The sequence below is a fragment of the Ralstonia sp. NFACC01 genome (genome assembly GCF_900115545.1).
Classification (GTDB): Bacteria; Pseudomonadota; Gammaproteobacteria; order Burkholderiales; family Burkholderiaceae; genus Ralstonia; species Ralstonia mojiangensis.
Genome location: NZ_FOWV01000004.1, coordinates 428,240 through 441,423 on the forward strand (window position 1 = coordinate 428,240; position 13,184 = coordinate 441,423).

Genomic DNA, 13,184 nt, shown 5'->3' on the forward strand with positions numbered 1-13,184 from the left:
AGCGCAGGTGCGCGCAAATCGATATGTTGGCGGCGGGGGGAGACGGCGCCACGAATAGGCGCGGGCATAGGCATTGCTGTGCAGGGGTATGCACGCGCCCTCGGAATCGTCCGCCATCTTTTCTGCCAGGAGCCCGCGAGTGGCGCCGTTCATTACAGAGTGGTATTGCCGCTGGGGCCGCTGCGTCCAATACGCATGCGCGGCCGCATGGATCGCCTTTGTCGGCATGGCGCCATGGAGCCCGGCCCGGGCGGCACCCAGGTTCGCCTACCCCATCACGCAGCGCATTGACGCCGGCGCGAGTCTCGCCCTTCCGCGCACGTGGGGCCCATTGCGGCTGAACACCGATACGCCCATCCCTTCCGTTGCGGCGACCATCAACTCGCCCTTTGGCCCATCGCGGCTGGTATTTGCGCAGCAGACCGTCGCGCCGGAGAGCTTCGCGCTGGTGACGGTACGCAAATCCGATTTCGACAAAGGCACGCCCGATTACCTGGAAAGCCTGCGCTCGCGCGATCTGGCAATTCTGCTCAACCACATGGAATCGCGCGTGCATGGCGATCGCCCAGCCTGGGCTGCCCGCCTCTTGCGCGGCAAGGCACCCACGCAGCAGGTGCTGGCCGGGCGCCGGGTAATTTACTGGGAAGGCGAATGGAGCACTTCAACGGCGCGAACGGTCGTCGTTCGCGGGTATGCGTTCTTCGGCAACGGCGCGGTCTACCTGCTTCGCATATTCGGCACCGCCGGGCACAACAGCCCCGCCGAGTTTGCCGAAGAGGCACGTTTTGCCGATTTGGTCGCTGCGACCTTTCGCGCAAAGTAACCGTTGGAGCCGTCGACGGGCAGATTGTTGCGGCGCAACAACACGCGTGGCGTGCGTGCCGGCCCTGGCACGCAAGCGCCGGCCTGTCCACGCAAGCTCTGAAATTTGTTGTTACTCTTGGAACAGTCTGTTCACTCGTACTTGTATTGTTCTTCCGCATTGCAACACCTACACTTCGTGACAGTTGTTCAGACATCGATTGCCTGGACAAGCAATGCAAGTGTTGTAAGGAGAACAATGATGAAATGGTTGGATATTGGCGCCGTCATGGCCGCCTGGATTGCGAGCTGCGTTGCAGCCGGCTGGCTCATCAGCGCCGCCGCCTTCCTGGCTTAACGCCCTCAATTGCCCTAAAAGGCAAAACGGCCGAGCGGGACCCCCTCCCCGCCCGGCCATGAATACCCCAGTTGATCGATCCGTCAGGCTCGTTTCTGACCTGCCCACTGAACGAATCGGTCGACAAACCCCTGCAAGAACTGGCGCGTCCGCGCATCTGTCACCCCGCCCTGGGCATCAAAGGGCTCCCCCGCAAAGTGGAAGAACACCTCCGGCAAGGGTAAGACCGTCACCCCGACCGCTGCGAGCACATTGCGCAATTGCGCCTGCGACAGCGCCGTCCCGATGGCGCCCGGCGATGCGCCCGCAATGCCCGCCGGTTTGCCGCCCCACACGCTCTGGCCGTACGGCCGCGAACCCCAGTCGATCGCATTCTTCAGCACGCCCGGTATGCCGCGGTTGTATTCCGGCGTGACGAATAGCAGGGCGTCCACGCCCGCCACCGCAGCCTTGAAGCGCTGTACCGGCTCGGGCAGATTGGCATCCAGATCCTGGTTATAGAGGGGCAGCTCGCCAATCTCGATGAACTGGGCCATCGCGTCCGACGGCAGCAAGCCTGCCAGCGCCTGCGCCAACCGGCGGTTGAACGACGCCTTGCGCAGGCTGCCGACGATCACTCCGATAGTCAGATTGCTCATGAACACTCCTTGCGTGCAAAACAGTGCGGGATGGCGCTGACGCTCAATCCGCCGTCGCCGGCTCCGGGGCCACCTCGCGTTTGAGACGGTTGATCAGGGCAAACATCAGCGGGTTCAGCAGAATCGACAGGATCGCCGCCGACAACAACAGCCCCCGCGCGCGGTCGGGCAGGATTTCCAGGCTGATCCCCAGCCCGATCAGGATGAACGAAAATTCGCCGATCTGTGCGAGGCTGGCGGAAATCGTGAGCGCCGTGCGGTTGCCGTGACCAAACGCGCGCACCACCGCAAACGCTGCCAGTGACTTGCCTACCACCACGATGAGCACCGTGCCCAGCACCGCCCACGGGTCTTCAATCAGGACCCTGGGGTCGAACAACATGCCCACCGACACGAAGAACAGCACCGCAAATGCGTCACGCAAGGGCAGCGACTCTTCCGCCGCGCGCTGGCTGAATTCGGACTCGGCCAGCACCATGCCCGCAAAGAACGCGCCGAGCGCGAACGACACGCCAAACAGCACCGTCGCGCCGTAAGCGACGCCCAGCGCCGTGGCCAGCACGCCCAGGCGGAACAACTCGCGGCTGCCCGTCATGACAATGCGTTCCAGCATCCACGGGATCACGCGGCGGCCCACCACCAGCATCAGCGCGGCAAACGCCACCACCTTCGAGAGCGTGACAGCCAGCACCTTGACGATGTCCCACGTACTGACCGCCGGGCTGCCGGCGCCCCCCAGCGCTCCGGCCAAGGCCGGCAGCAGCACGAGCGTCACCACCATGACGAGGTCTTCCACGATCAGCCAGCCGACGGCGATATGGCCTTCGTGCGAGTTGTCGATGCCGCGATCCTCCAGCGCCTTGAGCAGCACCACCGTGCTCGCCACCGACAGCGCCAGCCCGAACACCAGCCCCGGGCCCCAATCCCACCCGAGCAGCCAGGCCAGGCCCATGCCCATGAGCGTGGCCAGCGCAATCTGCCCGATGGCACCCGGAATGGCGATGGCCTTGACCGCCAGCAACTCCTTCATCGAGAAGTGCAGCCCCACGCCAAACATCAGAAGGATCACGCCCAGCTCGGCCAGTTGCGGTGCGAGGCTTTGATCTGCCACGAAACCGGGCGTGAACGGCCCGGCCACCACGCCCGCCATCAGATAGCCGACCAGCGGCGGCAGCCGCAGTCGCTGCGCGATGGTGCCAAAGATGAAGGCCAGCACGATGCCACCGATGATGGTGGAGATAAGCGGAGTGTCTACGTGCATGCGGTCCTGGAATTGGAATGGGGCCGGTTCAAAGACGGAGGGGCGGAAAAGCTAGGCGGGGCCGGGCACGGCCCTTGTGCGACAACCGCGGCGCGGATTTGTTCACGTTGCGTCACAACTATAAGGATTGCCCTTTGCGAAACCTTACGAAGCAAATGTCATGCAGAAGACATCGCGCCAAAAACACCGCTCCTACACTGCGCCGCAGACCGCTCGCTCAGGGCGGCCCCAAGGAGACGACACATGCGCTACGCCAACAAAGTCCTTTCCGTGGACGAGGCCATCGCCCACGTCCGCAACGGCAGCCGCCTAATGCTGGGCGAATTCGTGGGCGCCGGCGAGCCGGCCTGCTGCATCGAGGCGCTGCTCGCCAGCAGCGTCGGGCAACTCACGCTCATCACCAACACGCCGGGGCTGCGTGGCGGTTTTCTCAAGGCACGGTTGTTCAGCTCCGGCCAACTGGTCGAGTTCATCGGCACGCACGTCGGCACGACGGACGAATCGACGCAGGCTTACCTGACCGACGCTGTGCGCGTGGCCGAGTTCTTCCCGATGGGCACCTGGGCCGAAAAAGTGCGCGCGGGTGCGCTGGGCCTCGGCGGCGCACTCGTGCCGGTGGGCGTGGGCATCCTTGACCAGCCCGGAATGTTTCCCAAGCGCGGCGCCCCCAAGCAGACGCTTACCGTCGATGGCACGACGTGCTTCGTCGAACCGCCCCTGCGCGCTGACGTGTCGATCATCAAGGGCTGGCGCGCCGATACCTTCGGCAACGTGGAGTTTCGCGGCACGGCGCTGCAGAACCAGCGCGACATCGCCATGGCCGGCGACTACACCATCGTCGAGGTGAACGAGATCGTGGAGGTGGGCACGATCCCGCCCGAGCGCGTCGGTTGCCCCGGCGTGTTCGTCAACGCGGTGGTGCAAGGGCTGTCGCTGGACGACCAGCACGCGCTGTACAGGCACCACTGGACGAAGCTCGGCCGCCTGCCCGCTGCCGAAGCGTGATCGTCAGACCCACAACGAGGAGACCGCCATGCAAGCCCTGCCCGAAACGCCCAAGCAACGCATTGCCGCCCGCTGCGCGCTGGAACTGCGCGCCGGCGAAGTCGTCAACCTGGGCCTGGGCATCCCCACGCTCACGGCCAACTACCTGGACGCCAATGCCGGCGTCATCTTCCATACCGAAAACGGCGCCTTCGGCTTTGGCGGACGCCCGCCGCTGGACGCCCTCGACAGCGACTTCACCAACGCCGGTTGCGAACCCATCACCCTGCTGCCGGGCGCAGCGCTCATGGACCTCGCCACGTCGCTGGGTGCAATGCGCAACGGCTACATCGACGTGACGATCCTCGGCGCGTTGCAAGTGGATGCGCTGGGCAACCTCGCCAACTGGGCGTGCGATCGCAACGGCAAATGGTGGCCCGGCATCGGCGGGGCGATGGACCTCTGCCACGGCACGCGCAAGGTGATTGCCGCGCTGGCGCATACCGACAAACACGGCAACTCCAAGATCCTGCCGCGCTGCACGCTGCCGCTCACGGGCCGGCGCTGCGTGAAGGTCATCGTCACCGAGCACGCCGTCTTCGACGTGACCGACGCGGGGCTGGTGCTGCGTGAAATCCTCTCGCATGCGACACTCGACGACATTCGCGCCATGACGGCAGCGCCCTTTACGCTGGCGCCGCTGCTACAGATGCGCGCCGCCTGAGGAGACTGCATGCCCGCCACCGTCGATTGGTTCTTCGATGTCATCTCGCCGTTTGCCTACCTTCAGCTCGAGCAGTTCGATGCGCTGCAGGAGGCCAACGACATCGTCATCCGCCCGCGCCCGCTCGTGCTGGGCGCGATCCTGCACCACTGGGGACAGAAGGGCCCGGCCGAAATCACCACCAAGCGCGTGTTCACGTACCGGCATGCGCTGTTTCGCGCGCAGCAGCTCGGCATTCCGTTTCGCATGCCGCCTGCGCACCCGTTCAACCCGATCAAGGCGCTGCGGCTGACGATCGCGATGGGCGGCTCGCTCGATGCCGTGCGTGCGGTGTTCCGGCATATCTGGCGCGACGGCAACGATGTGGCTTCGCCGGAGGGTTTTTCCGCGCTGTGCGAAGCGGTGGGCTTTGCAAAGGGCGCAGCGGCTGTCGACCAGCCCGCCGTGAAAGATGCGCTGCGTGCGCACACCGACGCGGCTATCGCGCTCGGCGTGTTTGGGGTGCCGACGCTGGTGCACAACAGCGATCTGTTCTGGGGTGAGGACGCCACCGAGATGTTTCTGCGAAGCCTGCACGCCGGCTGGCTCTCCACGCCCGAAGTGCAACGCGTGAGCATGTTGCCCGTGGGCATTCAACGTGGCTGAACACGACACAAACTCGCGCCCCGGCATCAGCCGCGCACGTCTGGCCCATATTGCGGCGTGGTCGATTGAGCTGCCAGCGGATGAAGCGGACCGCGCGTGCGCCGGCATCGTCGAGAAAACCTATGCGCGCGGCGCCTGCATCTGCCCGAAGAACACGTTGCTGGAAAGCTGGACAGGCGTGGTCACGGGTCTCATCAAGATCGGCACGGTGTCGCCCGAGGGGCGCAGCGTCACATTTACGGGCGTGCCGGCCGGCGGTTGGTTTGGCGAGGGCACGGTCCTCAAAAATGAGCCGCGCCGCTACGACATCGTTGCGCTGCGCGATACGCGCATGGCTTTCATGGACCGCACCACCTTCATGTGGCTGGTGGAAAACAGCGTGGCGTTCAACCGCTTCCTGGTGAAGCAGCTCAACGAACGGCTCGGGCATTTCATGGCGCTGCTCGAATATGACCGGTTGCTTGATGTCACGCCGCGCCTGGCGCGTTGCATTGCGTCGCTGTTCAACCCGGTGCTCTACCCCGGTGCAGGCGACCACCTTGAGATCACACAGGAGGAGCTCGGCTTGCTGTCGGGCATGACACGGCAGGTGGCCAACCAATCGCTCAAGGCCCTGGAGAAGGACGGCGTGGTGCGGTTGGAATACGGCGGCGTGACGGTCGTCGACCTCGATCGGCTGCGCAGTTACGGCGCCTGAAGACGCCGTCTTTATTAACGAATCTTCATCCGGCGCAGCGGGCTGCACCCGCTAGAATCGCGGCACAACAAGACAAGATCGTTACGCTGCGGCATGCGCCCCACGCGGCCGCAGCCGGAAGAGGGAACAGGGCAACGCACACCGTGCGTGCCTGCATCTATGCTGCCGATTCATCTGCTTTCCACCGGCAAGGCATTGCCGGAACACCAAGTCACGTCCGCCGAGCTGGATGCCCGCCTGGGCCATCGGGCGGGGTACGTGCGCAAGAAGTCCGGTATCGACATTCGCCACCATGCCACGCTTGCGGAGCACCAATCGGAGCTTGCCGGCGCTGCCGTGCGCGATGCGCTGCGCCGCGCAAACGTTCCCCCCACCTCCATCGACCTGTTGATTTCCGCCTCGGGCGTGCAGGAGCAGGCGCTGCCCAACACGGCCACGCGCATCCTGGAGCCCGCAGGGTTGCCGGCGGGCACGCCCGCGTTTGACGTCAACGCCAGTTGCCTGAGCTTCCTGACGGCGCTGCACGTGGCAAGCAGCCTGCTGACCACTGGCGCCTACAAACGCATTGCCGTGGTGGCGTCCGACCTCGCCTCGCGCGGCATCGACTGGGACGATGCCGAGACCGCGTTGATCTTCGGCGATGGGGCGGCGGCGGTCATCGTTGAGGCGGCATCTGCGGTGTCCAGCAAAGGCATCCACGCGTACCGCATGGAGACCTACCCCGCCGGCAAGGCCTATTGCGAAATCCCTGCGGGCGGCACGCGTCGCAACCCGCGCACCGGCGCGCAACCCACCGATTACCTCTTCCACATGGACGGCAAGCGCGTGTTCAAGCTCGCCTCGCAACTGATGGACGGCTTCCTCGATCGTCTGTTCGCGGGCAGCAATTACACGCTGCGCGACATGCACGTCGTCGTGCCGCACCAGGCGAGCCACCTTGGCATGCAGCATTTGCGCAAGCGGCTGGGCGTGCCAGAAGCCAGCGTGATCGACATCTACGCGCAGCACGGCAACCAAGTGGCCGCATCGATTCCCACCGCGCTGCATGAAGCGGTGACGCGCCAACGCATTGAGCCTGGCAAGCCGTTTTTGCTGGTTGGCACGGCCGCCGGCCTCACGCTGGGCGGCATGGTGCTGACGCTATGACCACGCTTGTAACGGGCGCCACGGGCGGGCTCGGCCGCAACGCGGTCGATGCACTGCTGGCACAAGGCGCCAGCGCACGCGCGACAGGGCGCGATGCCGCACAGCGCGAGGCCTTTATCGCACGCGGTGCGGACTATGTACCGGCCGACCTCGCACGCCTGACGCCGGCCACGCTCGATGCGCTGCTCGATGGAGTCGACACGGTGTGGCATTGCGCGGCGTTGTCATCCCCTTGGGGTGCGTACGACGACTTCTACGCGGCCAATGTGCGCGCAACGGCCGCTCTGGCCGAAGGCGCCGTCAAGCGTGGTGTCCGCCGCTTCGTGCATATCTCCACGCCGTCGATCTACTTCGACTACCAGCATCACGCCGATCTGCCCGAGAGCTATCGCCCTGCCCGCTTCGCCAATCACTACGCGGCGACCAAGATGCTGGCAGAAACGGCCATCCAGCAGCAGGTGTCCACGCAGAACCGCACGCACTTCGTCATCCTGCGGCCACGTGGGCTGTTCGGCCCGCATGACCGCGTGGTGCTGCCGCGCATCCTGCATCTGCTGAAACTGCGCGGCGGCGTGCTGCCGCTGCCCCGTGGCGGCGCGGCACGTATGGATCTGACCTATCTGGAAAACGTGGTCCACGCCATGCAGTGCGCCACGACGGCGGACGTGCCTTCGGGCGCCGCCTACAACATCACCAACCACGCACCGGCCACGCTGCGCGGTCTGCTCGATCAACTGCTGGGGCAACAGCTCGGCCTGCGCTACCGCATCCGCGCCGTGCCCTATCCGGCCATGGCATTGGCCGCACGCGCCATGGAATCGGCCAGTGCCATCACGCACCGCGAGCCGCTGCTCACGCGCTACAGCGCCGCTGCCCTGCACTACGACATGACGCTCGCCAACGACCGCGCGCGCATCGAACTCGGCTACGTGCCCCCCATCGACATGGCCGAAGGCATCCGCCGCACGGCCCACTGGCTACGCGAACATGGCAACGTTGACCGTTTTTGAAGCCGGTTACTGCACGCACACAGCGTGCGTGGCACTGCGCGGCGCGGGCCTGCGCACTTGCGCCTTTCCGGCGCGCGCATGGCTGATCGAAGCCGCCGGGCGACGCTGGCTGTGGGACACGGGCTATGCCTCGCATTTCCATGACCACACACGCAGCGGCTTGTTTGCGATCTATCGCAAGGTCACGCCGGTGTATTTCGATACATCGGAATCCATGGCAGCACAGCTCGCACAACATGGCATGCGCCCGGCTGACCTGGATGGATTGATCGTCTCGCACTTCCACGGTGACCACGTTGCCGGCCTGCGCGACTTTCCGGGCGTGCCGGTCATCTGCTCTGGCGAGGGATGGACGCACTTGCGTGCGCTGCGAGGCGTTTCCGCGTTGCGGCGCGCTTTCGTGCCCGGGCTGATTCCCGAAGATTTTGAAACGCGCACGCGCTTTGTCGAACAGTTCGAGCAGGTTGCGCTGCCGCCAGAGCTGGCGCCATTCACATCTGCCTGGGCCCTGCCCGAGAGCAACGGCGACGTGCTGCTCGTGCCGCTACCCGGCCACGCCGCCGGGCACCTCGGCGCCTTTGTGCGCACGCAGGAAGGCTGGGTGCTGTTGGCCGCCGACGCCGCCTGGTCACCGCTGAGCTATCGCGAACTGCGTGGGCCGTCGGTGCTAGCGTATTCCATCATGGAAGACCGCCACGCCTACTTCGATACTCTGCGCAAGCTGCACGCGCTCGATGCCGGCGGCCACGTGCGCATCCTGCTCACGCACGAGGGTGCATTGTGACGACGTTGCATCGCCTGCTGTGGTCTTACTGGCAAACGCGCCGGCTGCGGCTGCCTGATTGCGCAGCGCTGCAAGCGCATCAGCAGCGTCAGATCGCACGTTTCACGCAACGCGTGCTGGCTCGCAGCCCGTACTTCCGCCCGTTTGCATCGAAGCCGATGCATGAATGGCCGTTGATGGACAAGGCCACGATGATGGCCAATTTTGACGCCATGAACACGGCCGGCCTGCGTTTGGCCGACGTGCTGGCCTGCGCGCAACAGGCCGAGCAGTCACGCGATTTCCGGCCGACGGTCGGGGCGTATTCGGTGGGCTTGTCATCCGGCACGTCGGGCGGACGCGGCGTATTCGTCGTCAGCCCGACCGAGCGCGCGCAGTGGGCCGGCATCCTGCTCGCCAAGCTGCTGCCGCGCGGGCTGTTCCGTGGCGAGCGCGTCGCGCTGTTCCTGCGCGCCAACAGCAATCTGTACACGGCCGTACGCAACCCGTGGCTGACGTTCTCGTTCTTCGATCTGTTTGCGCCGTTCGATTCGCACCGCGCGCCGCTGGAGGCATTGCAGCCAACCATCATCGTGGGGCCGGCGCAGGTGCTGCGTGCGCTTGCCATGGAGAAGTTGGCCGGCCGGCTCGACATTGCACCGGTGCAGGTGCTGTCCGGTGCCGAAGTGCTGGAGCCGATGGACCGGGCACTGCTTGCGCAGGCCTTCGGCAACGTCGGCGAGGTTTATCAGGCCACCGAAGGTTTCCTGGGTGCGACCTGCCCGCACGGCACGCTGCATCTGAACGAAGCGCACGTGCACATCGAGCCGCAATGGCTGGACGCGCGCCGCTTCGTTCCCATCATCACGGATTTCACTCGCAGCACGCAGCCCATCGTGCGCTACCGGCTGGATGACATCCTCATCCGCCGCGACCCGGCGCTTGGGGCCTGCCCGTGCGGCAATCCGGCCATGGCCATTGAGCGCATCGAAGGCCGCTGCGACGACACACTCGTCCTGCCCGCGCTGGGCGGCGGCTCCGTCACGCTGTTTGCGGACGTCTGTTCACGGGCGCTGGCCCAGGCGCTGCCGCTGCATGCCGATTACCGCCTGGTGCAAACCGATGCGTGCACGCTGGCGTTGTCCATCCACCCCGCTGACGCCGACATCGCCCGCGCGTGCCAGGCACATCTGGCGGATATCTTCGCCTGCCAGGGCGTCGATACATCGCGCGTGACATGGCACGCAACGCCCGAGCGCATCGCCACCGATTTCACCACCAAGCGCCGCCGCATCGTCCGGCTCGCGGCGCCGGGAGCGGCACGATGAGCCCGCTCGCCACGCGCCTCCGTCATATGGCCCTGGGCTGGTGTTCAGTGGGCCTCGTCTATGGCCTCTGTGGGGCGCTGCAAGGCGTTGGCACGATCGTGCCAGAAACCGCGTTGGACCGCGCCATTCCGTTCAGCACGTCGGGCATCTGGCTGTACGTGTCGTTCTTCGCGTTGATTCCGCTGGCGTACTTGCAGGCCGACATGTCGCGCCTGCCTTGGCTGGAACGCGCCATGCAGATGAGCGCGCTCGTGAGCGGTGCCGTGTTTATGCTGTGGCCGACCACGCTGCACTACCCGCCGCTGGCGGACGCATCGCTGCCGGGCAGCGTGCAGCGCATGCTGATTGCCATGGATTCAAGCCAGAACTGCCTGCCCTCGCTGCACGGGGCGCTCACGCTGCTCTCGGTGTGGGCGCTGGCGGATTCCCGCAGGCCGATGCGCACGGCGCTCGCCGCAGCCTGGGGGCTCGGCATCCTGTACGCCACGATCCAGACGCGCCGGCACGTCGCGCTTGACCTGTCGGCAGGCGTGGCCGTGGGTGTGATGTGCGGCGCGGCTGTCCGTCTATGGTTGGCGCGGCGCGCGTCAACGCTCTCAATCGAACCGGTGTCGACATGAATGCCTTTGCTCTGCCGCTTGCATTGATGCTCGGCTGCGTGCTGCTGGAACTGGCTGCGCTGAAGTGGTGGCGCGGCCAACCGGTGCCGTGGCGCGACGTCATCCTCAATCTGAACTCGGGCCACGTGCTGATGTGGCTGTGCCGCGGGGTGGAGGTAGCGGGCTTCACGTGGCTGTATGCCCATGCCAGCCTGCATTGGGTGGATGGCTGGCATCCGATTGCAGGCTGGGCCTTCGCCTTTATTGCATGGGATCTGGGCTTCTACTGGCTGCACTGCATGCACCACAAGCTGGGCTTTCTGTGGGCGATCCATGCGGTGCATCACGAGGGCGAGCATTTCAACCTGTCGCTGGGCGTGCGTAACGCATGGCTGTCGTCGCTGACATCGCTGCCGTTTTTCGTGCCGCTGGCGCTGCTGGGTGTCACGCCGGAGATGTTCGTGGCGGTGTCGGGCCTGCATTACTCGGTGCAGTTCTACAACCACTGCGGCCTGGTGGGCCGCTCCGGCGTGCTGGACCACTTCATGGTCACGCCCGCCAACCATCGCGTGCATCACGGCTGCAACCCGGAATACATCGACCGCAACTTCGGCGGCACGCTGCTCCTTTGGGACAAGCTGTTCGGCACGTATCAGCGCGCGCTGCCCGACGTGCCGATCCGCTACGGCGTGCACAAGCCCACCCACAGCGACAACCCGTTCTGGGCCAACGTGGTGCCCGCATTGCAATGGCTGGGGTTGCGCACGCCGCAGTTGCAACGCGATACGCGCGCCACGCCCGCCGGTTGGATTGCCACCGGCGGTGTGCTGCTGTTTGGCGTGGTGATCGACTACGTGCGCACCGATGGCCTGTGGTCCGGGCAGTGGCAAGCGGTTTGGTTCGCGCTCATCCTGTTGCTCACGCTGGTGCTGGGCGGCTTGTCGGATGGGCGCACCTGGGGCCGCTGGCTTTGGCCGCTGCTGGCGCTTGCACTGCCCGTGCTGATGATCGGCGCATGTGGCGCGGGCGATGCGTTGTCCGATACGTTGGCCGTTGCACTGGGGTTGCATGGCCTTGTCTGCGGGCTGTGGCACGCACTGCGTGCCGAATCACCGCTTTCTTCGTCGCCGCATGCCGAATCTCGTTAAGCTTCGTTACGCCTCACCGCGCTCGTCGTCGCTGGCGGAGGATTTGCGCCAGGCCGCGCACGATCACCTGCAAGCAAACGGCGACCATCGATTTGCCGATGCGAGGCTCATTGCCAAGGGCGCCTTCCTTGTCGTAGTTTCTGCACTGCTGTATGTGGCCATGGTGACGGCCAAGAGCACGATGATTTTCGTGCTCGCCTATGTGGCCTTTCCGTTCATCGCGATGCTGCTGGCAATGAACGTGCTGCACGACGGCGCACACCGGGCGCTGTCCCCCTGGCCATGGTTGGACCGCCTCATGACACGCGTGACCGCCATCCCGCTCGGCATCGAACCGGCCTATTGGGCGGTGCGCCATGTGCACTATCACCACGCACATGCCAACGTGGAGCACTACGACCTGGACACCGCCGCCAACCGCTTCCTGCGGCAGACGCCTTTTCAGCCGTGGTATCCGCAGTTTCGCTACCAGCATCGCTACTGGCCGCTGATTGCCGCGCTGTCGTTGCCGTACATCAACTGGATCTACGACTGGTCGGACCGCCTCGGCCTCACGCCGCTGACCACAGACCGCGTGTTACCCGGCTTGCGTGGCTGGGCGACGTTCCTGTCTGCCAAGACCTTGCACTTGCTCATTGCCGTGGCGGTGCCGGCCTGGGTGGCACATCAACTTGGCCTGGGCTGGGGCTGGGTGGCGTTCAGCTACTTCGCGGGGCAGATGCTGGCCTCGTGCGTGCTGGTCGCGCTGATCCTGGGCACGCACTGGGCGGACGTGACGTTCTATCTGCCGCCCGAATCAGGCCAGTTGCCGCACACGTGGCACGAGCATGCATTCCACACCGCCTGCGACTGGCAACCGCAACCGGCGTGGATCGGCTACTGGCTCGGCGGCTTGAACTGGCACCTGACGCATCACCTCTTCCCGACGTACAGCCACCGGCACTATCCGGCATTGGCTGCACGCGTGGCCAAGGTGGCGCGCAGCCATGCGCTCGACTACCGCGCGCTCACCTACCGGGAGTTGCTGGCCGCGCAGCAGATGTTCCTGCGCGCCATGGGCAAACGCCCCGACTGACGCGCAA

General features: G+C 65.5%; 14 protein-coding genes. 12 read left to right on the plus strand and 2 right to left on the minus strand.

Annotated elements, in window-relative coordinates; translation table 11 throughout:
• Positions 1-139 precede the first annotated feature (139 nt).
• Positions 140-823: a hypothetical protein gene (locus tag BM136_RS12975; protein ID WP_092972216.1), complete on the plus strand. Its 684-nt coding sequence runs from the start codon at positions 140-142 to the stop codon at positions 821-823.
• A 419-nt stretch (positions 824-1,242) separates the two neighbouring features.
• On the opposite strand, the gene BM136_RS12980 is transcribed toward BM136_RS12975, so the two are convergent.
• Both BM136_RS12980 and BM136_RS12985 read right to left on the minus strand, forming a co-directional pair.
• On the minus strand, positions 1,243-1,797 hold the full coding sequence (locus BM136_RS12980) for an NADPH-dependent FMN reductase (protein ID WP_092972217.1): 555 nt from the start codon (positions 1,795-1,797) through the stop codon (positions 1,243-1,245).
• 43 nt (positions 1,798-1,840) lie between these two features.
• Positions 1,841-3,058, minus strand: coding sequence for a cation:proton antiporter domain-containing protein (locus BM136_RS12985; protein WP_092972218.1), 1,218 nt, complete (start codon positions 3,056-3,058; stop codon positions 1,841-1,843).
• A 243-nt stretch (positions 3,059-3,301) separates the two neighbouring features.
• On the opposite strand from BM136_RS12985, the gene BM136_RS12990 reads away from it, so the two are divergent.
• The 11 genes from BM136_RS12990 to BM136_RS13040 all read left to right on the plus strand — a co-directional run bounded on the left by BM136_RS12990 (position 3,302) and on the right by BM136_RS13040 (position 13,177).
• Entirely contained in the window at positions 3,302-4,063 is a 762-nt protein-coding gene (locus tag BM136_RS12990; protein WP_092972219.1) for a CoA transferase subunit A, read from the plus strand.
• Between the two features lie 28 nt (positions 4,064-4,091).
• Complete coding sequence (locus BM136_RS12995) at positions 4,092-4,766, plus strand: 3-oxoacid CoA-transferase subunit B (RefSeq protein WP_092972220.1); 675 nt, start codon at positions 4,092-4,094, stop codon at positions 4,764-4,766.
• Positions 4,767-4,775: 9 nt separating this feature from the next.
• Positions 4,776-5,411, plus strand: coding sequence for a 2-hydroxychromene-2-carboxylate isomerase (locus BM136_RS13000; protein ID WP_092972221.1), 636 nt, complete (start codon positions 4,776-4,778; stop codon positions 5,409-5,411).
• Positions 5,404-6,108 (plus strand): Crp/Fnr family transcriptional regulator, encoded by a 705-nt coding sequence (locus BM136_RS13005; RefSeq protein ID WP_092972222.1) that lies wholly within the window; start codon positions 5,404-5,406, stop codon positions 6,106-6,108. Before BM136_RS13000 ends, BM136_RS13005 begins: the two co-directional genes overlap by 8 nt.
• A gap of 147 nt (positions 6,109-6,255) precedes the next feature.
• A complete protein-coding gene (locus tag BM136_RS13010; RefSeq protein ID WP_368073440.1) occupies positions 6,256-7,254 on the plus strand; it encodes a 3-oxoacyl-[acyl-carrier-protein] synthase III C-terminal domain-containing protein in 999 nt (332 codons plus the stop codon).
• Entirely contained in the window at positions 7,251-8,264 is a 1,014-nt protein-coding gene (locus BM136_RS13015) for an NAD-dependent epimerase/dehydratase family protein (protein ID WP_092972224.1), read from the plus strand. The genes BM136_RS13010 and BM136_RS13015 overlap by 4 nt, the downstream gene beginning before the upstream one ends.
• On the plus strand, positions 8,242-9,048 hold the full coding sequence (locus BM136_RS13020; protein ID WP_092972324.1) for an MBL fold metallo-hydrolase: 807 nt from the start codon (positions 8,242-8,244) through the stop codon (positions 9,046-9,048). Before BM136_RS13015 ends, BM136_RS13020 begins: the two co-directional genes overlap by 23 nt.
• Positions 9,045-10,355 (plus strand): F390 synthetase-related protein, encoded by a 1,311-nt coding sequence (locus BM136_RS13025; RefSeq protein ID WP_092972225.1) that lies wholly within the window; start codon positions 9,045-9,047, stop codon positions 10,353-10,355. The genes BM136_RS13020 and BM136_RS13025 overlap by 4 nt, the downstream gene beginning before the upstream one ends.
• A complete protein-coding gene (locus tag BM136_RS13030) occupies positions 10,352-10,975 on the plus strand; it encodes a phosphatase PAP2 family protein (RefSeq protein ID WP_254775674.1) in 624 nt (207 codons plus the stop codon). The genes BM136_RS13025 and BM136_RS13030 overlap by 4 nt, the downstream gene beginning before the upstream one ends.
• On the plus strand, positions 10,972-12,102 hold the full coding sequence (locus tag BM136_RS13035) for a sterol desaturase family protein (protein WP_092972226.1): 1,131 nt from the start codon (positions 10,972-10,974) through the stop codon (positions 12,100-12,102). The genes BM136_RS13030 and BM136_RS13035 overlap by 4 nt, the downstream gene beginning before the upstream one ends.
• Positions 12,086-13,177 (plus strand): acyl-CoA desaturase, encoded by a 1,092-nt coding sequence (locus BM136_RS13040; protein WP_092972227.1) that lies wholly within the window; start codon positions 12,086-12,088, stop codon positions 13,175-13,177. The genes BM136_RS13035 and BM136_RS13040 overlap by 17 nt, the downstream gene beginning before the upstream one ends.
• Positions 13,178-13,184: the final 7 nt, after the last annotated feature.